This is a genomic window from Arthrobacter ramosus, assembly GCF_039535095.1.
GTDB lineage: Bacteria > Actinomycetota > Actinomycetes > Actinomycetales > Micrococcaceae > Arthrobacter > Arthrobacter ramosus.
The window spans coordinates 3,608,542-3,633,390 of record NZ_BAAAWN010000001.1; the positions used below are offsets into that span (position 1 = coordinate 3,608,542).

At 62.9% G+C, this 24,849-nt stretch carries 23 protein-coding genes and 1 riboswitch; of the genes, 12 read left to right on the forward strand and 11 right to left on the reverse strand.

Annotation, left to right across the window (positions count from 1 at the left end; genetic code table 11):
• Position 1: 1 nt before the first annotated feature.
• The 8 genes from ABD742_RS16650 to glyA form a co-directional block, all read right to left on the reverse strand.
• Positions 2-835 (reverse strand): ABC transporter permease, encoded by an 834-nt coding sequence (locus ABD742_RS16650; protein ID WP_234751259.1) that lies wholly within the window; start codon positions 833-835, stop codon positions 2-4.
• A complete protein-coding gene (locus ABD742_RS16655; protein WP_234751258.1) occupies positions 832-1,653 on the reverse strand; it encodes an ABC transporter permease in 822 nt (273 codons plus the stop codon). The genes ABD742_RS16650 and ABD742_RS16655 overlap by 4 nt, the downstream gene beginning before the upstream one ends.
• Positions 1,646-2,575, reverse strand: coding sequence for an ABC transporter ATP-binding protein (locus tag ABD742_RS16660; protein ID WP_234751341.1), 930 nt, complete (start codon positions 2,573-2,575; stop codon positions 1,646-1,648). Before ABD742_RS16660 ends, ABD742_RS16655 begins: the two co-directional genes overlap by 8 nt.
• A gap of 231 nt (positions 2,576-2,806) precedes the next feature.
• Positions 2,807-3,106, reverse strand: a complete 300-nt coding sequence (locus ABD742_RS16665) for an SHOCT domain-containing protein (protein ID WP_059388001.1) — start codon at positions 3,104-3,106, stop codon at positions 2,807-2,809.
• Between the two features lie 133 nt (positions 3,107-3,239).
• A complete protein-coding gene (locus ABD742_RS16670) occupies positions 3,240-3,905 on the reverse strand; it encodes a response regulator transcription factor (RefSeq protein WP_234751256.1) in 666 nt (221 codons plus the stop codon).
• Complete coding sequence (locus ABD742_RS16675) at positions 3,902-5,062, reverse strand: sensor histidine kinase (protein WP_234751255.1); 1,161 nt, start codon at positions 5,060-5,062, stop codon at positions 3,902-3,904. The genes ABD742_RS16670 and ABD742_RS16675 overlap by 4 nt, the downstream gene beginning before the upstream one ends.
• Before the next feature lie 102 nt (positions 5,063-5,164).
• Entirely contained in the window at positions 5,165-6,076 is a 912-nt protein-coding gene (locus ABD742_RS16680; RefSeq protein WP_234751254.1) for a bifunctional methylenetetrahydrofolate dehydrogenase/methenyltetrahydrofolate cyclohydrolase, read from the reverse strand.
• An 8-nt stretch (positions 6,077-6,084) separates the two neighbouring features.
• Positions 6,085-7,383 carry a serine hydroxymethyltransferase gene (gene glyA, locus ABD742_RS16685; RefSeq protein ID WP_234751339.1) on the reverse strand — a complete coding sequence of 433 codons (1,299 nt, stop codon included), beginning with the start codon at positions 7,381-7,383 and terminating at the stop codon, positions 6,085-6,087.
• Positions 7,384-7,488: 105 nt separating this feature from the next.
• Positions 7,489-7,574, reverse strand: a riboswitch (ZMP/ZTP riboswitch).
• A 36-nt stretch (positions 7,575-7,610) separates the two neighbouring features.
• Between glyA and purU the strand changes: the two genes are divergently transcribed.
• From purU to ABD742_RS16700, 3 genes are all read left to right on the forward strand, one after another.
• Positions 7,611-8,471 carry a formyltetrahydrofolate deformylase gene (gene purU / locus ABD742_RS16690; protein WP_234751253.1) on the forward strand — a complete coding sequence of 287 codons (861 nt, stop codon included), beginning with the start codon at positions 7,611-7,613 and terminating at the stop codon, positions 8,469-8,471.
• A 93-nt stretch (positions 8,472-8,564) separates the two neighbouring features.
• A complete protein-coding gene (locus ABD742_RS16695; protein ID WP_234751251.1) occupies positions 8,565-9,242 on the forward strand; it encodes a class I SAM-dependent methyltransferase in 678 nt (225 codons plus the stop codon).
• Positions 9,243-9,432: 190 nt separating this feature from the next.
• Positions 9,433-9,957 carry a gamma carbonic anhydrase family protein gene (locus tag ABD742_RS16700; protein WP_234751250.1) on the forward strand — a complete coding sequence of 175 codons (525 nt, stop codon included), beginning with the start codon at positions 9,433-9,435 and terminating at the stop codon, positions 9,955-9,957.
• On the opposite strand, the gene ABD742_RS16705 is transcribed toward ABD742_RS16700, so the two are convergent.
• Together ABD742_RS16705 and ABD742_RS16710 are read right to left on the reverse strand one after the other, a co-directional pair.
• Positions 9,954-11,678, reverse strand: coding sequence for a flavin monoamine oxidase family protein (locus ABD742_RS16705; RefSeq protein ID WP_234751248.1), 1,725 nt, complete (start codon positions 11,676-11,678; stop codon positions 9,954-9,956). The genes ABD742_RS16700 and ABD742_RS16705 overlap by 4 nt on opposite strands.
• A complete protein-coding gene (locus tag ABD742_RS16710; protein WP_234751338.1) occupies positions 11,675-13,105 on the reverse strand; it encodes an amino acid permease in 1,431 nt (476 codons plus the stop codon). Before ABD742_RS16710 ends, ABD742_RS16705 begins: the two co-directional genes overlap by 4 nt.
• 219 nt (positions 13,106-13,324) lie before the next feature.
• Here ABD742_RS16710 and alr point away from each other — a divergent pair, with 219 nt between their 5' ends.
• From alr to ABD742_RS16745, 7 genes are all read left to right on the forward strand, one after another.
• Positions 13,325-14,545 carry an alanine racemase gene (gene alr, locus ABD742_RS16715; protein ID WP_234751245.1) on the forward strand — a complete coding sequence of 407 codons (1,221 nt, stop codon included), beginning with the start codon at positions 13,325-13,327 and terminating at the stop codon, positions 14,543-14,545.
• On the forward strand, positions 14,535-16,142 hold the full coding sequence (locus ABD742_RS16720; RefSeq protein WP_234751244.1) for a PucR family transcriptional regulator: 1,608 nt from the start codon (positions 14,535-14,537) through the stop codon (positions 16,140-16,142). The genes alr and ABD742_RS16720 overlap by 11 nt, the downstream gene beginning before the upstream one ends.
• A gap of 1,115 nt (positions 16,143-17,257) precedes the next feature.
• Entirely contained in the window at positions 17,258-17,497 is a 240-nt protein-coding gene (locus ABD742_RS16725) for a hypothetical protein (protein WP_234751242.1), read from the forward strand.
• A gap of 72 nt (positions 17,498-17,569) precedes the next feature.
• Positions 17,570-18,286 carry an ATP-binding cassette domain-containing protein gene (locus ABD742_RS16730; RefSeq protein ID WP_234751241.1) on the forward strand — a complete coding sequence of 239 codons (717 nt, stop codon included), beginning with the start codon at positions 17,570-17,572 and terminating at the stop codon, positions 18,284-18,286.
• Positions 18,287-19,714, forward strand: a complete 1,428-nt coding sequence (locus ABD742_RS16735; protein ID WP_234751239.1) for a hypothetical protein — start codon at positions 18,287-18,289, stop codon at positions 19,712-19,714.
• Positions 19,698-20,015 carry a hypothetical protein gene (locus tag ABD742_RS16740; protein ID WP_234751238.1) on the forward strand — a complete coding sequence of 106 codons (318 nt, stop codon included), beginning with the start codon at positions 19,698-19,700 and terminating at the stop codon, positions 20,013-20,015. The genes ABD742_RS16735 and ABD742_RS16740 overlap by 17 nt, the downstream gene beginning before the upstream one ends.
• On the forward strand, positions 20,012-20,548 hold the full coding sequence (locus ABD742_RS16745; RefSeq protein ID WP_234751236.1) for a hypothetical protein: 537 nt from the start codon (positions 20,012-20,014) through the stop codon (positions 20,546-20,548). The genes ABD742_RS16740 and ABD742_RS16745 overlap by 4 nt, the downstream gene beginning before the upstream one ends.
• 368 nt (positions 20,549-20,916) lie before the next feature.
• Here ABD742_RS16745 and ABD742_RS16750 read toward each other — a convergent pair whose 3' ends face one another.
• On the reverse strand, positions 20,917-21,714 hold the full coding sequence (locus ABD742_RS16750) for a carbon-nitrogen hydrolase family protein (protein WP_234751234.1): 798 nt from the start codon (positions 21,712-21,714) through the stop codon (positions 20,917-20,919).
• A gap of 236 nt (positions 21,715-21,950) precedes the next feature.
• On the opposite strand from ABD742_RS16750, the gene ABD742_RS16755 reads away from it, so the two are divergent.
• Both ABD742_RS16755 and mmsA read left to right on the forward strand, forming a co-directional pair.
• A complete protein-coding gene (locus tag ABD742_RS16755) occupies positions 21,951-23,141 on the forward strand; it encodes an ROK family transcriptional regulator (protein WP_234751232.1) in 1,191 nt (396 codons plus the stop codon).
• 138 nt (positions 23,142-23,279) lie between these two features.
• Positions 23,280-24,836 (forward strand): multiple monosaccharide ABC transporter ATP-binding protein, encoded by a 1,557-nt coding sequence (mmsA, locus tag ABD742_RS16760; RefSeq protein WP_234751231.1) that lies wholly within the window; start codon positions 23,280-23,282, stop codon positions 24,834-24,836.
• Positions 24,837-24,849: the final 13 nt, after the last annotated feature.

Sequence of the window (24,849 nt, forward strand, 5' to 3'; positions counted from 1 at the left end):
GCTATTTCAGGAAGAGCTTGCGCAACCTTCCGGTAGTGAGCGTGATGCCGAGGGCGATCATCACGAGGTAGTAGGCGATATGGACTGCCGTGGCCGGGCTGAAGGAACCAATGCTGATCTGCCGCAGGAGTTCCACGCCGTGCCACAACGGCATCGCTTGGATGAGCCACTGGATGTATTGCGGATAGACGCTCAGCGGGTAGAAGGTGGCGCTGAAAAGGAACATGGGCAGCATGAAGAAGTTGATCCAGTCCATCTGTTGGAAAGTCTTCATGAAGCTGGTGATGCCCATGCCGAAACTCGCAAAGCCAAAAGCGATCAGTACTGAGGCCGGGATGACAAGGATGGCCCATGGCGTGGTGATGAGTCCCATGACTGCCATGACGGCCGTGAACCCCGTGGCATACAGGAGTCCGCGCAGCAGGGCCAGGAAGATCTCCCCGATGGCTACGTCCAATGGTCCAAGGGAGGTGTAGAGCATTCCCTGGTACAGCTTGGCGAAGTTCATCTTGAAGAAGACGTTCCAGGTGGAGTCATAGACGGCGCCGTTCATGGCGGACACGGCCAGGAGCGCGGGCGCGATGTAGGCCGCATAACTGATTTCCTGGCCGCCCGGTCCCGCCACGGTACCCACAATCGGGCCGAGTCCCACGCCCATGGAAATCAGGTACAGCACCGGCTCGAAGAACCCGGATACAAGGATCAACCAGGTGCTGCTTTTCGCTGCCATGAGGCCCCGGGATACAACAGCAAGCGCGTTGCGGGAGTACAGCGGGCCGAAGGTACGTTCACGGGCAGCGTCAGTGGCGCTATGGCCTCCGGTAAGAACGCTCATGCCCCCATCCTCCTGACGAACTGGCGCCGCGTCAGCGTCCAACCTGCAGCGGCTGCGCCCACAAGGAACACGATGTGGGTCAGGGTCAACAAGGGATTCTCCTCGAGTCCATAGGTGAAGACGCGGCCCAGCTGAGTTCCGTGCCACACCGGGGAGATCCAACCGATCCAGCGCACTCCAAGCGGCAGCGAGTCCAGCGGGAAGAAGGTGCCCGAAAACAGGAACAGCGGCACCACGATGAATCGCTGCACCAACGCGAACTGGCCGGAGTCTTTGGTGATGCTCGAGGCATAGGCCATGAGCGGCAACCCGAAGGACAAACCGGCCACCGTGGCAACTATCGCCGACACCCAGCCCCACGGACTCGGCGAGGCACCGAACATGGCCACGATGGCGAAGTACACCACTGATTGCACGAGGAACTTCAAGGCACTGGCCATGATGTGGCCCGCGGCGATCTGCTGCGGTACGAGCGGGGAGGCGTGCGGGCCATAGAACACGCGGCGCCATTTGAAGCCGTCCATGATCGGGTACGAAAAGTCCCCCGACGCCGTCATGACCGCGGATGAGACCAACAGTGCCGGCGCAATGAAGGTCAAGTAGTTCACGCCACCGAACACCGCGGCGCTGTTCGCATCCACCAGGCTCGCCAGCCCGATGCCCATGGCGAACAAATAGGCCACCGGCTGCCCCACGCTGTACAGGAAGACGGACCAGCCGTAGCCGCGCATCACACGCAGGACCTGCTCGGCGTAGAAGAAGGATCCCCAGCGCTTCGCCCGGGTGGCCGAAACGGCAGGCGAGTGGGCGCTAATCAACGAGGCTCCGCCCGGTCAGCCGGAGGAAGACGTCCTCGAGCGAAGAACGCCGCACGAGCGAGGTCAGGGGACGGAGCCGACGTGCGGAGACTTGCTCCAGGGCCGATTCGCCGTCGTTCGCGTAGATGAGCACCCGGTCCGGAAGCGTCTCGACGCGTTCGCCGATGCCCGCGAGTTCGACGCCAATGGTGGCGTTGCGTTCCGAACCGAAGCGGAGTTCCAGCACCTCGCGCGTGGAATACTCGCGGATCAGGCTGGCCGGCGAGCCTTCGGCCATGATCCTGCCCTTGTCCACCACGATCAGCCGGTCACAAAGCTGCTCGGCCTCGTCCATGTAGTGCGTGGTGAGGATCAGCGTGACGCCTTGTTCCTTGAGCCTGAACAGCCGGTCCCAAAGGATGTGGCGGGCCTGCGGGTCCAGTCCCGTAGTCGGTTCGTCCAGGAGCAGGATCTTGGGCTCGTTGATGAGCGAGCGCGCAATCGTCAGACGCCGTTTCATGCCGCCCGAGAGGGCATCGACCCTGGACTTGGCTTTGTCTGTCAGTTGGGCGAACTCGAGCAGTTCGTCGGCCTTGGGACGCAAATAGCTCAAGGGCAGGCCGAAGTAGCGGCCATAGACAATCAGGTTTTCGCGGACCTTCAGTTCCTCGTCCAGGTTGTCCTGCTGCGGCACCACCCCGAGGTGCGCACGGACTTCCGGCCCATGGGTTTCCGGGTCCAGGCCCATGATGCTGAGCTTCCCGGACGTGCGCTGGGAGACTCCGCCGATCATTTTCATGGTGGTCGATTTGCCGGCGCCGTTCGGCCCAAGCAGGCCGAAGGACTCCCCCGCCGGAACCTCGAACGAGATACCGTCGACGGCGATGAGCTCGCCGTAGCTCTTGGTGAGGTTTTCGGCTGTGATGACTGCGGGTGGGTTCATCTGGAAGCTGGCTGACGTGGAGAAAGGGCGGGTGGCTTCATTGTGCACCCCAGCAGACTAGTAGAGCCAAGGAATACGTGAAAGAGGTATTCCGCAATTTTCTGGAATAACCTCCTGGGGCCCTCGCGCGACATTCTGCTGGATCATTCCGCACCTCAGGCCTTGGAACCGCGTGATTCCAAGGCCTGATGGTTTATCCAGACGAATGATCCAGCAGAATCCGTCGGTTCCTCACTTCGTCGGATGTGCCCGCAGCACTTCCAAGCGCTGGCGGTACTCGGTCTCGTCGATTTCGCCCCGCGCGTAGCGCTCCCTCAGCACGCTTTCGGCGCCCTGGGTTGCTGCCCAGTAGTGGTTCCGGCGCCACATCCGCCGGCCGAAGAAGATGAAGAATCCGATGACCAGGAACCAAAACAGCGGGATCAGGAGGAAAAACGGCCAGAAGACGAATCCGTCCCCCGGTCCATGGACGACGTCGGCGGGAAGCTGCGCGGCCGCCGCGCCGATGGTGGTGCTCAGTGATGTCAACATGTCCAGTCCAAACTCTCAACAGGCCGTATCTCGGCTCTGGTTCCAGTCTGGTTTTTGGCCCATCGAAACGCGTCGGCCACCGGGAGTCACTTGCGGACTTCCGCCTACTCCCCCGGGAGACAGCGAGTAGGGGCTAGCTGCTCCAGCCCGGCCGGACCAAGCCGGATTCGTACGCCAGCACCACCAATTGCGCACGGTCCCGGACCAACAGTTTGGTCATGATCCGCGAAACGTGCGTCTTCGCTGTCAGCGGGGTGATGAACAGCCGCTCGGCGATCTCTGCGTTGTTCAGCCCCTCGCCTACCAGCGCCAGGACTTCCCGTTCGCGCTCGGTGATGTGGTCCAGGGGTACTGTCTTCGACGCCGCCTTGCTGTGCAGGGCGAGCTGGGCCATGATGCGGCGTGTCACGGACGGCGAAAGGAGCGCGTCGCCGTCGTGGACTACCCGCACGGCGCGGATCAGTTCCTCCGGTTCGGTGTCCTTGACGAGGAAGCCGGCGGCACCCGCGCGCACGGCCTCGGCGATGTATTCGTCCAGCTCAAACGTGGTGAGGATGATGATGCGGGTGTGCGCGAGGCGGGGGTTGGCCAGGATTTGCCGTGTTGCGGCCAGTCCGTCGCCATCCGGCATGCGAATGTCCATGAGCACGACGTCGGGTGCCTCACGCTCGGCCAGCCTGACGGCATCGCGGCCCGTACCCGCTTCCGCTACCACTTCCATATCCGGTTCAGCGTCCAGGAGTGCCCGGAATCCAGCCCGGATAAGGTTCTGGTCGTCGGCTAACAGCAAGCGGATCATCGCGCGTGTCCTCCTTGCTCGGGGTTCAGCGGGAGGTTCGCTTCCACGCGCAGCCCCGGCTCCAGCGGCATCAGGCCAAGCGTGCCGCCCAGGGCCTCAACGCGCTCCCGCATGCCCCTCAGTCCATTCCCTGCGGGCGCTCCCCGGAGGCCTCCGCCGTCGTCGTCGATCCTCACCCTCAGCGCGTTCCCCGACAATTCGAGAAGTACGACGGCGGACGCCGCGCCTGAGTGCCTGCGGACGTTGCTCAGCGCTTCCTGGACGATCCGGTAGGCGGCTTCCTGCTGCGCTGGGCCAAGGTGTTCCGGGCCAAGGTGTTCCGGGTCCACCCGTCCAGGGTCTACGGAGTTCTCGAACCGCAGCTGCAGGCCGCCGCGCCGCGCGTCCTCCACGAGTTCCGGGATCCGCCCCAGACTTGGCGGCGCCGCGGGACTCAGCGGGGCGTCGTCGCGCAAGACACCCAGGAGCTGACGGACTTCGGCCAGGGATTCCTTGCTCGCTGCCTTGATGGCTTCCAGCGCCGGGCGGAGCTTCTCGGGATCGTTCGTTCCCAGATGGAGCGCCACGGAAGCCTGGACGTTGATCATCGACAGGGAGTGGGCCACAACATCGTGGATGTCCCGGGCGAGCGTGAGGCGGTATTCGTCTCGTTCGGCCTGTTTCGCAGCCTCCCGCCGTCGCCGGTATTCGGCCATCCGTTCGCCCCGCCGTCGGAAGCCTTCACCGATCAGGACAAGGATCGCCGCCCAGGCAACCCCGGCAGAGGCCCGGACAAGCCCTGTCTCATCCCCGGCGAGGACGGCCATCAGAACGAGGGCGGCGGCGCAAATCCCGGCCCCAAGCCAGGCCTGCCAGCGGAGCCCCGCGGCAGCGGTCAGGATGATCGAGAGAGCCAAGGAGAGCACAATCGGACCCCAGGCGTAACCGAGGAGCAGGTAGATGGACGTGGCCGCGATAGTGATTGGCAGCATGATTGCGGGCCTGCGGGTCCGGAAAGCCAAGGCCGCGGGGCCGGCCAACAGCAGCATAAAGGCGAGCGGGTCCAAGGGGCGCAGGGCGGCCTGATGGCTCGCCGAAAAGACGGTCCCCAGGACCTGGATCAGGGCGACCGCGATCACGATGAAACTCGTGGGAGGACCCTGGAAACGCCGCTGCATGCTCCGAGCCTAGCCGCGGAGGGCGCCGGCGTCGTCGGGTTAACGATGTAGGGCACCTACTCCCGCGGGAGTAGGCGCCCTACACGGTGGTGGGGAGCAAAATCAGGCGACGCCGGAGACGCTTCCCGCTGCCAATTGGCGTTCCGCTGCTTCGACCACGTTGGTCATGAGCAGCGCCACGGTCATGGGACCCACGCCGCCGGGGTTCGGCGAAATCCAGCCGGCTACATCGGCAACGCCGGGATCGATGTCGCCGTGGACCTTGCTCTTGCCCGTCTCGGGGTCGGTTTCACGGGTGACACCGACGTCGAGCACGGCCGCGCCCGGCTTTACGTCCGCAGGCTTGACGATGTGCTTGGCACCCGCCGCGCCTACAATCACGTCCGCCTGCCGCAGCAGCTCCGAGAGGTTCCTGGTGCCGGTGTGCGTCAGCGTCACGGTGGCGTTCACGGCCCGCCGGGTGAGCAGCAGGCCGATCGAGCGGCCGATCGTGACGCCGCGGCCGACCACCACAACGTGCTTTCCGGCGAGGCTGTAGCCGTTGCGCTCCAGGAGCTCGATGACGCCGCGGGGTGTGCACGGCAGCGGCGAGGTGATCTCTCCGTTGACGTTGAGCACCAGCCGGCCCAGGTTGGTCGGGTGCAGGCCGTCGGCATCCTTGGCGGGGTCGATCCGCTCGAGGATGGCGTCGGTGTCCAGGTGCTTGGGCAGCGGCAGCTGCACGATGTAACCGTGGCAGGCGGGGTCCGCATTGAGTTCGTCGATGAGGGCCTCAACCTGGGCCTGGGTGGCGTCCGCCGGAAGCTCACGCTGGATCGAGTTCATCCCGATCTCCACAGACTGCTTGTGCTTCATGGACACGTAAAGCTGCGAGGCAGGGTCCGCACCTACGAGCACAGTGGCAATGCCCGGAGTTACGCCGCGGGCCTTCAGGGCAGCGACACGCTCAGTCAGCTCAGACTTGATGGCGGCGGCGGCGGCCTTGCCGTCAAGGATCTTCGCGGTCTGCGCCATGGACGGGTTCACCACTGCTCGTGCTGCGGGTACAGCGGGAAGTCTGCAGCGAGCTTGTCGACCCGGGCCTGCAAGGCTTCAACGTCGGTAGCGGAGCCGGACTTGAGCGCCGAAGCGATGATCTCGGCAACCTCGGTGAATTCCGTGGCACCGAAGCCGCGGGTGGCGAGGGCCGGGGTACCGATGCGCAGGCCGGAGGTGACCATCGGCGGGCGGGGGTCGAAAGGAACGGCGTTGCGGTTGACGGTGATGCCCACCGAATGCAGGAGGTCTTCTGCCTGCTGGCCGTCCAGCTGCGAGTTGCGCAGGTCCACGAGGACCAAGTGGACGTCGGTGCCGCCGGTCAAAACGGAAACACCGGCGTCGGCGACATCGGCCTGGTTGAGGCGATCGGCGATGATCTTGGCGCCTTCAAGGACGCGCTCCTGGCGCTCCTTGAACTCCTCGCCGGCAGCGATCTTGAACGCAACGGCCTTGGCGGCGATCACGTGCATGAGCGGGCCGCCCTGCTGTCCCGGGAACACGTTGGAGTTGAGTTTCTTCGCCCATTCCTGCTTGGCGAGGATCACGCCGGAACGGGGGCCGGCCAGCGTCTTGTGCACCGTGGAGGTAACGACGTCGGAGTGCGGCACCGGGCTTGGGTGCAGGCCTGCTGCGACGAGGCCAGCGAAGTGGGCCATGTCCGTCCAAAGGAGCGCGCCAACCTCGTCGGCGATGGAACGGAAGGCTGCAAAGTCGAGGTGGCGCGGGTAAGCGGACCAGCCGGCGATGATGACCTGCGGCTTCTCGGCAATGGCCTGTTCGCGGAGCTTGTCCATGTCCACGCGGAAGTTGTCTTCTTCAACCTGGTAGGCAGCTACGTTGTAGAGCTTGCCGGAGAAGTTGAGCTTCATGCCATGGGTCAGGTGGCCACCGTGGGCCAGGGAAAGGCCGAGGATCTTGTCACCAGGAGTGATCATGGCGGACAGGGCTGCGGCGTTGGCCTGCGCACCCGAGTGCGGCTGTACGTTGGCGTACTCAGCGTCGAAGAGCGCCTTCACGCGGTCGATGGCCAGTTGCTCGGCGATGTCCACGTATTCGCAGCCGCCGTAGTAGCGGCGGCCCGGGTAGCCTTCGGCGTACTTGTTGGTCAGGACCGAGCCCTGGGCCTCCATGACGGCGCGGGGGGCAAAGTTCTCGGAAGCGATCATTTCCAGGGTGCCGCGCTGGCGGCCGAGTTCCTGTTCCAGAACTGCTGCGATCTCGGGGTCGAGCTCGGAAAGCGGCTGGTTGCTGATGGTCGCGGAGGTGATGGTGGTGGTGGTCACGAAGATCTCCTGGATAGGCAACGGGTATTTCTACAGGTCAGGCTACCGGCTGGGTTTTTTCCATGCCTTTGATTACGGGGCATGGCACAGCGACAGTAAAACGTGACCCTCGGCCCAGGCGTACGATCCGTGGTCTTCATCAATGCCGCTCCCTGGTGGTACACCACCCAACGCCAGTCGCGACGACTTAAACAGTACAACAGGTGCGCAACGGTAGGCTTGATCGTGTGACTGACTCCACCCTGCCTACGTCTTTTGTTGTAACCCTGTCCTGCCCGGACCGGCCCGGAATTGTGCACGCCGTTGCAGGCGCTTTGTTGGAGGCTGGCTGCAACATCGCCGATTCCCAGCAGTACGGCAGCCCCAGCACGGGAAACTTCTTCATGCGGGTGGAAGCCACGACGTCCTCGACCCAGGCTGAACTGAGTTCGGCACTGGCCCCGGTGGCCGAAGAATTCGGCATGAAGTGGCAGATCAACCCGGTGGGCCAGAAGGTCCGTACCCTGATCCTGGGCTCAAAGGACGCACACTGCCTCAACGATCTGCTCTTCCAGCAACGCACTGGCACCCTCCCCATCGAGGTGCCGGCCATAGTATCCAACCACCGGGACCTCGAAGGTCTGGCGGAGTTCTACGGGATCCCCTTCCACCACATCCCTGTCACTCCGGACACCAAGCCCCAGGCCGAGGCGAAGCTGCTCGAGCTCATCCGTGAGCACGGCATCGAGCTGACCGTCCTGGCGCGCTACATGCAGGTCCTCTCCAACGAGCTCTGCACCGAACTCAACGGCAAGGCCATCAACATCCATCACTCCTTCCTGCCGTCCTTCAAGGGCGCCAAGCCTTACCACCAGGCGCATGCCCGGGGCGTGAAGATCATCGGTGCCACCGCCCACTACGTCACGGCGGACCTCGACGAGGGCCCGATCATCGAGCAGGAAGTCATCCGGGTGGACCACGCCCGCACAGCCGAGCAATTCGTGCAGATGGGCCGCGACGTCGAGGGCCGCACGCTGGCGCAGGCTGTGCAGTGGCACGCCGAGCACCGCGTCCTGCTCGACGGCACCCGCACGGTGGTGTTCAACTAGCGCTCCCCCACCCAACTAGCTCGCATTAGTTGTCGTTTTGACGCCTCATAACGACACCTATTGCGAGTCAGTTGGGTGTTCTACGCTGGGTCCATGCAGGGCTTCCCGGACGCCGACCACGAAGCGGACCTCGCCGCGTTCTATGACCGGCAGGCCCCTCTCCTGCACACCCGCGCCATGACCCCGCATCGGACGGAATGCCGCGATTGGTTCATTCGCCTGCTTAAGGACGAACACAGGCACTCGCTGTTCGAACTAGGCTGCGGCACCGGCGTCGAAGGTTTGGAATTCGTCCGAGCGGGACTGCACTACACGGGCGTCGATCTTTCCGAAGAGAGCATCCACGTCGCCCGTGCCAAGGGCTTGGACGCCAGCGTGGCGAGCGGACGGTCCCTGCCGTTCGCCGACGCCACGTTCCCGGCCGTGTGGACCATGAGCACCCTCTTGCATGTCCCCAACAGCACGATCCACGACGTCGTCGCTGAACTCGTGCGGGTCAGCGCGGCCGGTGCGCCGATCGCCGTCGGGCTCTGGTCCGGTGACGATGAAGAAGTCCTCAACCCCGAGGACCAAGACGAGCCGCGGCGGTTCTTCAGCCGGCGGAGCGACGACACCCTGCGCCGCATCTTGGGTGCCTACGGCACGGTGGAACACTTTGAAACCTGGCCCGAGGGAACGGGCGTCGAGTCCGGACCCGGTGCGGGCAATTGGACCCAGCACTACCAGTTCCTGGTCCTCCGGACACCTTCCGACCCAACTGACTCGCAGTAGGTGTCGTTATGGGGCGTCAAAGCGACACCTACTGCTTGGGCCCACGCCGCCGGGGTTCCCTGGCCGTGGGGCCCCACCGGCGAGGGTCCCTGGCTGAGCTTGCGAAGCCTGGGAGCCGGCGGGGACTTGCGAGGCGAGGGTGGCGGTGGGGACTCGTTGGGTTGGGGCCGGCGTGTTCTAGGCTTGCCCCATGGCTCCCATTTACACCTTCGCCGGGGATACCCCGGCCATCCATGACACCGCCTTTGTGGCACCCACGGCTTCCATCATCGGCAAGGCCACCCTCGGCGCGGACTCCAGCGCCTTCTATGGTGTGTCAGTCCGTGCCGACACCGCCGCAATCAGCGTCGGTGCCGGCTCGAACCTGCAGGACAATGTGGTCCTGCACGCCGACCCCGGTTTCCCGTGCACCGTCGGCGAACGCGTCAGCGTCGGCCACAGCGCCGTCGTCCACGGATGCACCGTGGAGGACGACTGCCTCATCGGCATGAGCGCCACCATCCTGAACGGCGCCGTCATCGGTACCGGTTCGCTCGTTGCCGCCGGCGCGGTCGTGCTTGAGGGAACTGTCATCCCGCCGCGATCCTTGGTTGCCGGCGTGCCCGCCAAGGTGCGTCGCGAACTGAGCGAGGAAGAGCTCGACGGCGTGAAGCGCAACGCGGCGCACTACCGGGAGCTGGCCGCGGCGCACCGCGAGATGCACGCGCAGGGCTAGTCCAGGCTGATCGGACCCAGCTCGTCCAATACGTCACCGGGACCGGGGTTGCCTGCCACGGACGAACCACCGAGGTGGTTCACCACACCCCACACGGCGTTGAGGCCTGTGGTGACGGCGCCTTCGGCCCAGCCTGCGGTGAACGAGACGTCGTCGCCGGCCAGGAAGATGCCCCGCTGGCTCTCCGGCAGCTTGTCCTGCTTGAAGTGGGTGAACAGTCGCTGCTGGTAGCGGTAGTGCCCGGGCAGGTTGGCCTTGAAGGCACCCATGAAGTTGGGGTCGGCCTCCCAGGAAACGGTAATCGGCTGGCCCACGATGTGGCTCGCAATGTCCACGCCCGGGTAGATCTGCTCGAGCGAGTGCAGCATGAGCTTGACTCGTTCCTCGGCATTGAGCGAGAGCCACTTCAGGGCGTCGTCGTTCCACGTGTAGGAAAGCAGGATGACGGCAGGCTTGTCCGGACCGTCGTCGAGCAGGTACGTTGCCCGGTTGAGCCGGTCGGTCAGCGTCATGGACAGCACTTCGCGGCCCGTTTCGGGGTCGATGTCCTTCCAGAACGGCCGGTCCACCATCACGAAGGTCTTGGACGACTGCATGTAGTGCGAGCGCTCGATCGCGGTCCAGAGTTCCGAGGGGAACAACGATTCCTGGGTGTGGATCCGCGTGGACAGCAACCATGACTGGCACGTGGTCACGACGGCGGGGTAGCCGGTTTCGCGGCCCCAACGTTCGCGCACCATGAGGTCGCCGTTCGCTCCGCGTTCGATGCGGTCCACGGCTCCGCGCGGGGAACCGGAATGCAACGATGCGAGCGAGGTGCCGTCGGGCCAGTGAGCCATGCCCGACGGCGCGTGGTGCCAGAGTGCCTCGGGGAGCCGTTGCGCTCCCCCGGTGATGAGCCGGTGCTGGTCATCGGCGTCGGTGTAGACGACGCGCAGGATTTCGAGGATGGAGTTGGGGAAGTCGGTGTCCCAGCCGCCGGTGCCGAACCCTACCTGCCCGAAGGCCTCGCGGTGTGCGAATCCGGCCTCCTTGAAGGACTTGCTTGCGGCGATGAAGCCGTAGAAGGTCTGCTCGTCCAGGAGCGGGAGCAGTTCGTTCCATAGCTCCTTGATGCGCTTGGTGTCGCGGGCCCGGATGGCCTCCTGCATTTCCTGGAACGCGGCGCCGTCATTCACTGCGGCCTTCCAGGCTGCGGCAACTTCGTGGAAGAACTCCGGCAGGTCCGCCGAGGTGGCGGCGTAGTGCTTCTGCCCGGCCAGCTCGATCACCGTGCTTGAAGTTGCGGGCGCGAGCGGGTTGGGGAATTCCTGGGTGTCCAGGCCGAGGAGGTCCACGTAGTGGTAGAACGCCTTGCCTGACACGGGGAAGCGCATGCCGCCAAGGTCTGCCACCACTCCGGGAGCGGAGGGGAAGCCCGCGGTGCGCAGCCGCCCGCCGATCTGGTCGGCCTCGTAGACCACGGGGCGCAGCCCGAGCTTCATGAGCTCGTAGGCCGTGACGAGTCCCGAGAGGCCGGCGCCGATCACCGCCACCTCCGCGCCGTACAGTTCCGGCGGAACAACCGCCAGGCCGTCGGAGTGGGCCAAGTAGTGGTCGTAGCTGAAGGGGAAGTCCGGGTTCAGCATGGTGATGGGAGCGTCGCCCGGCGTCGCTTGGGAAGTCCCGGTGCCACCTGTGCGGGGTGTGGGTTCCGTGGGCAATTCGGTGGCGATGGTCATGAAAGTTCTGCCTTCACAATTTCCGGGTCAGCGACCCTTGCGGATAGTTCACGGTATTCCTGATCGGTCAGGGCCGCTACCTTGGAGTTCCGGCGTCCGTAGCCGAAGTAGAGCGCGATCCCCACAAGCATCCAGCCGCCGAATACCACCCAGGTGTCAGCACCCAGGTTGGCCATGAGGTAGGCGCACATCAGCGTGCCGAGAACAGGAGTGATCGGGTAGAGCGGTACGCGGAAGCTGCGCTTGAGCTCCGGGCGGTTGCGCCGCAGGTAGATGACGGCGACGTTCACCAGCGCGAACGCGAAGAGGGTGCCGATGCTGGTGGCGTCGGCCAGCGCGCCGAGCGGGACGAGCCCCGCGGTGAGTGCGACGGCGGTGCCCACGATGAGCGTTCCGGCCACCGGGGTGCCGGTTCGTGGAGAGATACGGCCGAAGACCTCCGGGACCAGTCCGTCGCGGGACATGGAGAGCAGGATGCGGGTCTGGCCATAGAGGACCGTCAGCACGATGCTGGCGATGGCCAGCACGGCTCCGATGGAGAAGACGAGCGCGATCCAGGGCTGGTGGGTGGTTTCCTCGAGGATCTGGACGAGGGCCGCTTCGGTGCCGCCGAACCATTCCCAGGGGCGGGCGCCGATGGCGGCTACGGCAACCAGGACGTAGATGCTGGTCACGATCACCATGGAGAGCAAGATGGCGCGCGGCAGGTCGCGCTTAGGGTTGCGGGCCTCTTCGCCGGCAGTGGAAGCGGCATCGAAGCCGATGTAGGAGAAGAACACCCTGGATGCGGCGGCCGAAACACCCGCGGCGCCCATGGGCATGAGCGGTTCGAAGTTGCCGGCGTTGAACGCGGTGAAAGCGACGGCGCAGAAGAAGAGCAGGATGACGATCTTGATGGTCACGATCACGGTGTTGATCCAGGCGCTCTCCTTGGCGCCTCGCACCAGCAGGACCATCGCGAGGACCACAATCAGCATGGCCGGGATGTTGACCACGCCGCCGCTCCCCGGCGGCTGGGACATCGCGTCCGGCAGGAACTGGCCGAACGCGGCGAGGGTTTCGTTCACGTATTGCCCTGCGCCGACGGCCACGGCAGCCACGGAGACCGCGTATTCGAGGACGAGGCACCAACCACAGATCCAGGCCATGCCTTCGCCCATCGTGGCGTAGGAGTAGGAGTAGCTGGAACCGGCAACGGGTACGAGGCCCGCCATTTCGGCGTAGGACACAGCCGAGAACAGCGCAGCAAGGCCCGCCACGACGAAGGAAATCCAGACCGCTGGTCCGGCCAGCGGCACGGATTCACCCAGGATCACCAGGATGCCCGTGCCGAGGGTGGCGCCGACACTGATCATGGTCAGTTGGAGGACGCCGAAGCTGCGGACCAGCGGCGTACCGCTTTCGCTGCTTCCGGCTTCGCTGACCATCTGCCCGATCGGCTTGCGGCGCAGCAGCTGCGAACCGAGCCCCGGGCGGCGGGCGGCGTTGCCGGCATCCGTATTCGTGGCGTGCGTTGGCTTGGTCTGGGTGGAGGTAGGCACAGTCACCGTTGACGTCCCTTCAGAGTAGTTGGCGGTTTCCCCTGACCACCCTAAGCCTGTGAGCCAGCTCTCACGGCGGTGCAAAATGACCTATAGTGATCAACCATGAGACGTATTGCACAATCAGAAACGACGCCGGAAGCGGCGCTTTCCGGGCAGGTCAGCGTTGATCTGTCCGCAATTTCAGACAACATCAAAGCCGTCAAAAAGCGCACCGCCGCGCCGCATTTCATGGCCGTCGTCAAGGGGAACGGCTACGGTCACGGCCTCGTGGATGTTGCCCGCACGGCCGTTGCGGCAGGAGCCGATTGGCTAGGGACCGCCCAGTTGAGCGAAGCCATCACCTTGCGCCAGGCGGGCATCACGGTGCCGGTCCTTTCGTGGCTGTATCTGGCATCCCAGGCCAGCGCGACCATCCGTGAGGCACTCGAGTACGACGTCGACGTTTCGCTTGGGAGCGTCGGTCAACTTGAGGTCCTGGCCGGGATCGCGGGGCAATTGGGCCGCCCCGCCGTCGTGCACCTGGAGCTGGACAGCGGCCTCAGCCGCGGCGGTGCGCGCAAGGAGGACTGGCTCGGACTCGTGGCCCAGGCTCGCAAGGCCGAGCAGGACGGCACGGTTCTGGTCCGCGGCATCTGGACCCACCTGGCCTGGGCCGATGTTCCCGCCCACCCTGGCAACGCTGCAGCCGTGGCAGAGTTCGAGGACGCCGTTCGCGAGGCCCGCGCTGCCGGCCTTGATCCGCAGCTGCGGCACGTGTCGAGCTCGGCAAACATCCTGGACCGGCCCGAATTCCACTTCGACATGGTCCGCGCCGGACTGGCCATCTACGGATTGGCCCCGGCGGACCACCTGGATCCCGCCGACTTCGGACTTCGCCCCGCCTTGAGCGTCACCGCACCACTCGTCATGATCAAGAAGGTCCCGGCCGGGACCGGGGTCAGCTACGAACACCAGGCCATCACGCACGAGCCGCGCTATCTCGGACTCATTCCCCTGGGTTACGCCGACGGGATCCCCAAGGGCATCAGCGGCCGGAGCCTGGTCCAGATCGCCGGGCGGAAAGTCTCCGTGATCGGCAAGGTGTGCATGGATCAGTTCATGGTGGACCTCGGTCCGGATGCTTCCGGGATCGGGGTCGGTGACACGGCGGTCCTGTTCGGCGATCCGGCCGGAGGGGCTGCGAGCGCCGACGATTGGGGCGCCGCCATCGGAAGCCATGGTGACGAGATCATCAACCGGATCGCACCACGACTCCCGCGCGTGTATGAGTCCAGTGCCTACGAGTGCCCCGATTACCAGGAGGCCCCGAGCGATGTCGCCTGAGCCGAGTCCCGGCCGCCTGAGTTTCGTCACGCTTGAACAGTTCCTGAAGCAGCTGCCGCCCGAGTTGGAGATACTCCACGACGGCGGCAGCGGCGGGGAGCTGCTGCGCTGGGTTGAACCCAGCGAACTGGACGATCCCACCCCCTACCTGCCGGACGGGGAGTTCCTGCTGACCGCGGGACTCCCCTTCCTGGGGGACGGCGGGTCCAAGGAGAACGTCGATGCGTACGTGAAGCGGCTGGTGGGAGCCAAGGTGGCGGCGCTGGGGTTCGGGATCAGGCCGTATTTCGACGCCGTCCCGGCCGAGCTGGTCAAGGCGTGCCGCCGGCACCAGCTCACCTTGATCGAGATCCCGGAATCGATACCGTTCGCCGCGATCGGGCTTGAGTTCTCCCAGCTCCTGGAATCGGATAACGCGAAGGTGTTCCGCCAGCTCGCGGACACCAACAGGCAACTCATGCGGGCAGTCCTCTCCCCAAGGCCTGAACACGAGCTGCTCGCCGCTTTGGTCCAGAAGGTGCCCGTCTGGGCCCTCCTCGTCGGAGCGGACGGGCGGGTCCGTGCGCGCGCCCACGCAGCTGGCGGCAGCACCGGCGTCGAGCATTCACTCCTGGAGCCGATGCTGGAACGGCTCCTTTCGGGCAGCGGACCGCGGGTTGAGGTGGACGGCTTTGAGCAGCCGGGATCGGCGATGGTTTTCGGCCACCCGCTGCGGAGTACCAAGGACGCCAATCTGGGCGCCCTGATCCTGGGCTCGGACGCTGCGCTGACTCCCGCCCAGAACAGCGTGGTGCAGTCCGTCGTGGGGCTGCTGGAGCTGCTCGTCCGCCAACGGACCAGCGGCTCGCTCGCGCCGAGCCAATTGGCGACGGCGTTGTTGCTCCACCCTGAAAGCCTTGCCACCGGCGGGACCCGGCACGTCAACGGACTCAAGGATCTCCTCGCCCAGAGCTTGTCCTCTACGCGATCCGCTCCCCTGCGCGTGGTCCAGGGCATCAAGGTGGACTCGCCCGAGTGGCCCGCCGGCGACAGCCCGGTGCGTGAGCTGTTGCAGTGGCGGCGCCTCTTCGACACCAAACTGGTGGAAATCACCGATTACGGATTCGCTGCGATCACTCGTTTGAAGGTGGACGACGTGCTCCTGGCGGACGTCGAAAAGCTCGGCTGGCGGCTCGTCATCGGAGACCCGGCCGAACTGACAAGCCTCGCCACAGCACATCAGCGGGTGACGTCGCTCCGTTCACGGGTCCAGTCCAGCGGCCGGAGCGCCCGCGTCGACGAGGTGACGTGGTCCGTCACCGGGCTCCTGGGACGCGAGGCCGGGTCCATGCTGGCCGCGAGGCTTCTTGAACCGATACTCGCTTTGGAAGCTGATCGGCGCGATCCGCTCTTGGCAGTGCTCAGGGGCTGGCTAAGCGAAAACGGCAGCTGGGACGGCTCCGCCAAGCTGCTGGGGCTGCACCGCAACAGCGTGCGCCGCCAGATCGGACTGCTCGCCGAACTCCTCGACACCGACCTGAACCAGGCCCAAGTGCGGGCGGAGCTTTGGATCGCGCTTCAGTACACGGACGGTTTGGTCGGCGGAGGGGACGCCTAGCCCCTCTTCTTCCTCAGCGACAGAATCAACCGGCGGCGTTCCCGCCGGATGGATACGGACAGTAGCGCACTTCACGCCGACTTTCTATGGGATTGACGTAAGGGTTAGGGGTTGGTGTGGGTTGCTGTGCCGCTACGATCCTCGCTTCCGGCGCGCCCCTCCAATCAGCATCAGGAGGAGACCCAGGGCGACGCAAGCCAGGCTCACGTACAGCAATGCCCGTTCGGCCGGCGCAAATGCAACCAATTTACGGAAGACTTCCGGCGGTACGGCTGGATCCAGATCCTCTACGTACATATAGCGCGAAAAGGAGGAGATCCAGAGCGTGAGGGCAATCAAGAAACCCGCACCGGCCCCAAAACCGCCAGCAAAAATGAACGCTCTCGCTCGAGTCATCGCTTGCCTCTACTTTCGCTCCTGTGATGGTTCATAGAACTTGCGTCTTCCTCGATTAGCGAGGTCCTGCCAAGAATCAGCCGCCCGGTTACGACTAATAACCGTCATAGGGATTACAGCGGTACCGAACCAAGGAATCGAGCCATTGACAGTTGGCCGCCAGGATTCCATATTGTACTTCGGCAGTTAGTCCACCGCCATGCGTTGCCACCTAGCTTAGTCTTCACCTCGTCGCGATAAGCCCACCGCGTTTCAATCCCTCGATTCATGATGTTGGTTCCCCCAACTTGTCGGCGTGACATTGATTTGATACTAATCACCCGCCCAAATGCCCATTGGTCGGGCCGATCACGAATTCCCCTATGAGTGTTTTGCCGTCGACTTCGTACACGGGGAACGGGAAGGATTTACCGCGCGGAGCTTTGGATCGCGCTTCAGAACACGGACAGCTTGGTGGGCGGAGGGGACGCCTAGCTTTCGGCGCTTCCTGGCTGTCGACTCGGCGCTTCCTGGCTGCGGCACTATCTACGTGTCGTGCTGCATAAAACACGTAGACGGTGCCGCAGCCACACGGAGAAACGTCGATTTTGCACGTATTTTTCCCGGTTCCACCACTTAATTTCGCCGATCGACCACTGAGACGCGGTTTTCGCGGCCTACCATTCGGATGCCGGCTACACGGGATCCGCCAGTAGCTCAAATCGAAGTGGAGGAACGAAATGCTCGCGACGACCGCATTGAACGCAAGCAGCACGATGGCAACGGCACGAACCAAGATTGACGAAATGATTGTTCGCTACGACGGCTGGTTTCTGGTGATTCTGGCCGTCCTGATGGTGCTTGCTTTTGCATTGCTCGCAGCGATGGCCGTCTGGTGCCTGACGCAGGGCCGAGGCCGCTTTACCGGCAACTGGAGTTGGAGCCAATGGGGTGTCTCTGTGTGGGTTGAATGCAGGTAACTCCCAGCAAGCCAGCCGTCGTGGTGGCACAGACAACGTGCCACGACGACCAGAGCATCGGAATCACGCGCCATGACTCTCAGTGTTGCCAACGTCAACTACGCCTACAATTCCAGGACCCAAGTGCTTCATGATGTCTCGTTCACGATCGCCGAGGACCAGGTCATGGGCCTCATTGGTCCCAACGGGTCTGGAAAGTCCACCCTGATAAAGGTCATCCTGGATCTGCTCCAACTTCAAAGCGGCCGCGTCCACATTGGGTCTGACAGTAGTCAGAGCCGCAGCGCCAAGATGTCCTCGATCTACTTGTCGAGCAATGATTACCTCCCTGAGTTCCTCACAGGGGAAGAATACGTGCGTTTCATGCACGGGCTCTATGGAGAACCCATGGATCACGAGGCACTGAGGACGCAATTCGCCAGGTACTCGATGCGCGAAAGACAGCGCGACTTGATCGAAGACTACTCACACGGCATGAGGAAGAAGTTGCAACTCATCGCCGCGTTCATGCTCAGGCGAAGGTTTACCGTAATCGATGAGACCCTCAATGGCGTCGACATCGATGCGATCAACCTCTTCGAGCGCGATATCCGGAATCTTGCCAAAGAAGGCCGCTCAGTTCTGCTGTGCAGCCATGACTTCACCATGTTGGAGCACGTCGCTGACGAGCTGGCACTTCTCGTCCAAGGGGCCCTCGTGGTTCAGGCTCCGGTCCGGAAAATCATCCAAGATCACGGCACGATAGCTGACCTTGCCAACGAATTCATCCAAGCGATGGAACCGTCATAAATGCGCCTCAAGAGCGTAGTTCTTCTGTTTCGATTGTTCTGGCTCTTCATCGTGAGACGCGTCTTCGGACGAGGCCTGTTGGCAAGCCCGGCTGCCCGGCTTTCAGCCATATTCCTGCTCGTTGCCGTGTTCGCCGGATTCAACGTGTTGAGCTATGTGGTCATCCGCCAGTATCTCGGTGGAACCGGCCTGCTTGAGCCTGTTCTTCAAGTCGCCAACGCATCGGTCGGATTCTGGGTGCTTATCGCGTACACACTGATCCGGGTGCTGTTCATGAAGGCAGATGAGCTTCTGAAGCTCTCCTTTAATCTGCCAGTGACCAACAAGGAAAGGACAATGGCATTTGCGCTCTTTGAGTCGTCCCTCGTTCTCCTTGTGACCGTGTTCGTTTTCGGTGCATTCTCCATTTCAACCGTGCTGATCGAGGGAACTGATTACATTCCGAGGGTTCTGGCGTCCATCTGGTTTCCCGCTATTTCAACGTACCTACTTCTGAGCCTCGGCTACTATCTCCTTGAACGTGGTCTACAGGCCCTCAGGATTGCCCGACTCCGCGGCTTGGTAGTCCCGATGGTGCTGGCTCTCGGGCTGGCCGTGGCCTTTCCTCAAACCAACGAGCAGAGCAGCCAGATCGCCGAAAGCTACGTATTCGGGCGCGACTACAATGCACCGGTGTTGCTCTACGCGAAGCTGCAGGAAGACGTCGGTCTCTGGTTTTCCATTTTAGTGCTGCTTGCGACATCAGCAGCACTAATTCCAGCAATAGTGGCTATCGCGCCCAGGAATTACGTTCCGATGCGTCGTTTCTTCGTCTTTCTGCCTTCATGCTTGGCAGGACGTAAGTTCGGTGTTTACCTTCTGGTCTTGTTTCGAAGTTTCGAAACAATGGTGGCTGTCTCTTTTATCATCATCTATTCGGTCTTCGCCTGGCTCGAGCATCTGGTGTTGCCACCCTACGCCCTTGCTCTCATAACGTTTCAGGGAGTCTATGCATTTTCAAACTCGGAACCTCTCCGACGCATGGTCACCTATCCGGGTCGCACTGTTGCGAACTACTTGCGCCTCGTGGGCTCGCAAGGCGTCCTCCTGATGGTAGTAGGCATTCCCGTCATCACGATTTCCGTGGCCCAGGGAGTTTCGTTTGAAGCCTGCCTGCCTGTGCTCGGATTCTGCTTGAGCAACATACTCATATCAACCCTGGTTGGCATCGCTTTCCCTCCCGAGAAGGGAAACCCATTCACTGTCATCATCGGAGTCCTGCTAACGATGATAGTCGTCATGATTGTGGCGCTTGGTTTGAACGTCTTTAACTTTGATCCAATTATCAGTGCGGCAATTTTCGCTGCCCTTAACTTACTCGTCGTCTTTTACAGCATCCTGGGTATGCGAAGAATGGAGAGGATTGCGCGCCATGAAGTGGTTGCTTAGATTCATCGCTGGGCTGACAGTCTCTTTTGTTGTCACCATGATCGTCGTTGTCACGAGTTTCATCACCACGATGTTCTCGGCGTCAGAAATAGGAGTCAGGAAATTTGGCCTGTTCGGCGCGCTCTTCTTCGAACCTCATGAACAGGCCGACGGAGCGACCGCATTGGAAATCGGGGTGTCGAACGGCGCGCCCATCGCTTTGGTCTTCGCGGCATGCTTGGTTTTTTATGTTGCCGTTGCTGCAGTCCTGGAACGACTGAAGCTCCGCAAGAAGCGACTCCTACGAGCAGACCAGGGTTGACCGTTCGCACGATCACCCTCACGGATGCGACCGTCGGCCTGATAGCCAAGCAACTCATATGGTCATGCAGATGGCCATTTGCCGCCGTCGTTCTCAGCTTCACTGCGTCCACCTTCCTGGCCGCGGTGACGACTGACCCAATCCTTTTCCAGGCCGGCCTGTGGCTCCTTGTGCATGCACTTTTCCTGCTGGGCGGTTTTCTGGTGCATGAGTGGTCCCATGTTGCGGGCATGAGGCTGTTTCGCGGGGTTTCAGACATCGTGATATCTGCCGGAGTCCTTCGCTTTTCCGTCATTCCGGTCGGGCGTCTCTACGGGTGGCAGATCGCAGTCGTGGCAATACTGGGCCCGAGTGCATCCTGCTTGGTCGGGGCGCTGGTTGCCCTACTCGCGCCCGGCTCCCTGCTGCAGTATTGGTTCCTGTTGCATGCAGTCTTCCTTCTGCCGTTTTTTGGCGATGGACGCAGCCTCATTCTCGGAATCCGTGTGTGGGCTCGGACGGTTGGCGTACGAGCGCCCGGGAACAACTGCTGATCAGGGTCTCTGCGAGCGCCGGCGGAAACTGCTATGCCAAAAGCCCAGCAGGACCGCCAGGACCAGCAGACCGAAAAATACCCAGGGCTGGCCCGTTACCGTAGCAAGAAAAGGGCCTCCGGCCACTCCCGCGACAACAGCGACAGCCCATACAGCGAACAAAATGCGTCGTTCCTGTTTGAGCGAATTTTTCATGGTCCGCACCCTCCTACGCTACCTGCGATCAGAGGCAATCGATATACAACTATCACTTTTGTTATGGATCCGCGATGAAAATGACGACAACTCCATCACCAGGTCCAGGGCTCCTGCGTTGCCGTGGACAAGTGCCGCCACCCCATGCATTCGGACCCTCAACCCTGTGGAGCCTAGTCTTCCCACTCGCGGTACAGCTCCGGGTGGCGTTCCTTCAGGTAGGGCACCTGTTCCCGGGCCGCTTTGACGCTTTCCGTGGAGATCTCGGCGAACAGCAATGCCGCACCATCCCCGGCAGCCGCGAGCAATGAACCGTCCGGACCGGCGACCACGCTTCCGCCAAGGAAGTCACACCCGTCCTCGTGGCCGCTGTGGTTCGCGTAGGCCACGTTGAGCTGGCTCTCCAGCGCCCGGGCCCGGATCAGGACCTGCGGCACGGCCTCGAAGCCCGCGGACAGGGCGGTGGGAACCAGCAGAAGCTCAGCGCCCCGGATGGCCGCAGCGCGGACGCTTTCGGGAAACTCGACGTCGTAGCAAATCAGCAGCGACGTTTTGATCCCGTCGAAGTCCACGACGCCGGGAGCCGCTTGGGCGGCTGAGAACGCCTTTCGCTCCTCCTCGCCGAAGAGGTGCACTTTGTCGTAGTCCAGGAGCACGGTTCCGTGCGCGTCCAGAAGAGTGGCGGAGATATGCCAGCCGCCATCGGCGGCCGGTGCGGGAAGGCTGTAGACCAGTCCGATTCCGCGCGTGCGCGCGATGTCCGCCAGACGCCCGCGAATGCTTGGGAGAACTGCAGGGTCCAGCTCCGCATGGAGCCTCAGCGGCGCGTACCCCACCGGGAAGAGTTCGGGCGTCAGCAACAAGGAGGCCCGGGCCGCGGCAGCACGCTGTGCCGCCGCATCGACCGTCTTCAGATTGGCGTCGATGTCCAGGACAACAGCATTGGCCTGCAGAACGGACAGCAGCATCATTACCACCTCGATAGCACCTTGCATCCCCGTCGGGCGTTCATGGGAGACACGCCCGGGATTACTCGTGATTCCAGCCTAGCCAGCCGCGGGCCGGTCCCACAGGACAAATGGACCTGCGGACAGCCCGCCGGGGATGGATCGTACAAATCTGCGGCACAGTTCATGACGGAGATGCAACTTTACTCCATTGCGTTAACTTCTTGACTGCAACTGTGATTTGAGGCACGCTTCATGTCATGCCTGCAACATCCAGCTCGACGAAGAGCCACCGCAAAAACCCTGGCTCGCAATCAGCACTGCGCCACCTGAACCAGCAGCGGATCATCGAATGCCTGCTGAGCGGCCCATCCACCCAGGCCGAACTCGCCAGGCAGACCGGCCTTTCCACGGCAACGGTGTCAAACATCGTCAAGATCATGCAGGACGCAGGGCTCGTCTCCACCGAACCGATCACCAGCTCCGGACGCCGGGCACTGAACGTCAGGCTGAACAGCAACGGTGCTGTCGCCGTCGGGATCGATTTTGGCCGGCGCCACCTGCGGGTGGTCCTGGCCTCGCTGGGCTATCACATCATCGTCGAGGAAACCGTCACGCTACCCCTTGGCCACCACGCCGAACAGGGCATCAGCGCCGCCGTCGCGCTCCTCAACAAACTCTTGCTCGAAAGCGGGGTTGACCGAAGCGCGGTAGTTGGCGCGGGCGCCGGCATAGCCGGCCCCATCGACCGCCGTTCCGGCACCGTGGCACAGGGTGCCATCCTGCCCGAATGGGTGGGGATCCAGATTCTCGAACGACTGGAAGAAGCCCTCGATCTTCCCGTATACGTTGACAACGACGCCAATCTGGGCGCCCTCTCGGAGGTGACTTGGGGACCCCACAGCGGGGTCAGCAACCTCATGTTCCTGAAGATCGGTTCCGGCATTGGAGCGGGACTCATCATCAATGGCGCGCCCTACTACGGGGCGGTGGGAATCACGGGAGAAATCGGCCATGCAACCATCCACGAATACGGCGCAATCTGCCGCTGCGGCAACCGGGGCTGCCTGGAAACGATGGCTTCCACCACCACCATGATCGAGCTGCTCGGGAAGGGCTCGGGGCTGCACCTCGAGCCCGAGGACATTGTCCGCAACGCCCTGGCGAGGGATCCGGCGACCCTTCGCGTGGTGGACGACGCGGGGCTCGCGGTGGGGCGGGCGTTGGGCAATGTGGCGAATCTCATAAACCCGGAAGTCATCGTGGTGGGCGGCCCCTTGGCCGGCCTCGGCGACATCCTCCTGGACCCGATCAGGCGCGGCCTCGTCCGCCATGCAGTGCCCGTGATCGGCGAGACAACGCATCTGGCGATGTCTTCGCTCGGCGCCCGGGCGGAGGCCCTCGGGGCGGCCGCCTTGGTGTTCCAGCACGCCGGAATCAAGCAGGGCTGAACAATTCGTTACCACGCTGTTATCGCCGTCTTGCGTTAAAGTCTTGACGACAAGCGGTGTGATCCAGTTTACTTTCTCATCAGATAGGCTCGCCATCCCCGAGCCGACAACGACGTCAAACATTGGAGGCGCAAGGGTATGTCGACCCCCATAACGCACCAGGATCCGGTTCTCCTCGAGATGCGGTCCATCACCAAGGAATTCCCCGGCGTGAAGGCGCTCTCGGACGTTAGCCTCCGGGTCAAGGTGGGCGAAATCCACGCGATCTGCGGCGAAAACGGTGCAGGAAAGTCCACGTTGATGAAGGTGCTCTCCGGCGTTTACCCCTACGGGAGCTACGACGGCGACATCGTGTACCAGGCGGAAGTCCAGCAGTTCAAGGACATCCGGGCCAGCGAACATGCGGGAATCGTGATCATCCACCAGGAACTGGCGCTGATCCCCGAGCTGTCCATCATGGAAAACATCTTCCTCGGCAACGAACCCGTCCGTCGTGGCATCATCGATTGGGCCGAGGCACGCAAGCGGTCAATCGAACTGCTCGCACGGGTTGGCTTGCGCGAGGACCCGGATACCCCCATCAAGGAAATCGGCGTCGGCAAACAGCAATTGGTGGAAATTGCCAAGGCCCTGAACAAGTCCGTCAAGCTGCTCATCCTCGACGAGCCCACAGCAGCCCTCAACGAATCGGACTCCCAGCATTTGCTGGATCTGATCCTTGGGCTCAAGGGCCGGGGCATCACGTCCATCATCATTTCCCACAAGCTCAATGAGATCGAGCAGATCGCGGACGAGATCACCATCATCCGCGATGGCAAGTCCATCGAGACGCTCAACGTCGTGGAAGACGGCGTCGACGAGGACCGGATCATCAAGGGCATGGTCGGGCGGACGCTCGAGTCCCGCTTCCCCGACCACACGCCGAAGATCGGCGAGGTGTTCTTCGAGGTCAAGGATTGGACCGTCGGTCATCCCCAGATCCAGGACCGCCTGGTGTGCAAGAACTCCAGCTTCCATGTGCGCCGCGGTGAAATCGTCGGATTTGCGGGCCTGATGGGCGCCGGCCGCACCGAGCTTGCCCGCTCCGTCTTCGGCCACTCCTATGGTCGGTTCATCTCGGGGCAGGTGTACAAGGACGGCAAGCCGATCACGATGCGCAGCGTCCGCCAGGCGATCGACGCCGGTCTCGGCTACGTCACGGAGGACCGCAAGAGCCTGGGACTGAACCTCCTGGACGACATCAAGACCACCACGGTGTCTGCCAACTTGAAGAAGATCAGCCGGGGAATCGTTGTGGACACCAACAAGGAATTCATGGTGGCCGAGCAATACCGGAAATCGCTGCGCACCAAGACGCCGTCGGTCGAGGAAGGCGTATCGAAGCTCTCCGGCGGAAACCAGCAAAAGGTTGTTCTCGCCAAATGGATGTTCACCGATCCGGACCTTCTCATCCTGGATGAACCCACCCGCGGAATCGACGTCGGTGCCAAGTACGAGATCTACGGAATCATCCAGGAGCTCGCCAACCAGGGGAAAGGCGTGATTGTGATTTCCTCCGAGCTTCCCGAGCTGCTGGGCCTCTCCGACCGTATCTACACCATCTTCGAGGGCTCCATCACTGGCGTACTCAACAAGGACGAAGCCAGCCAGGAAAGCCTCATGAAGCTCATGACATCCAGCCGCAAAGCTGCCTGACCCCGGTCATCTC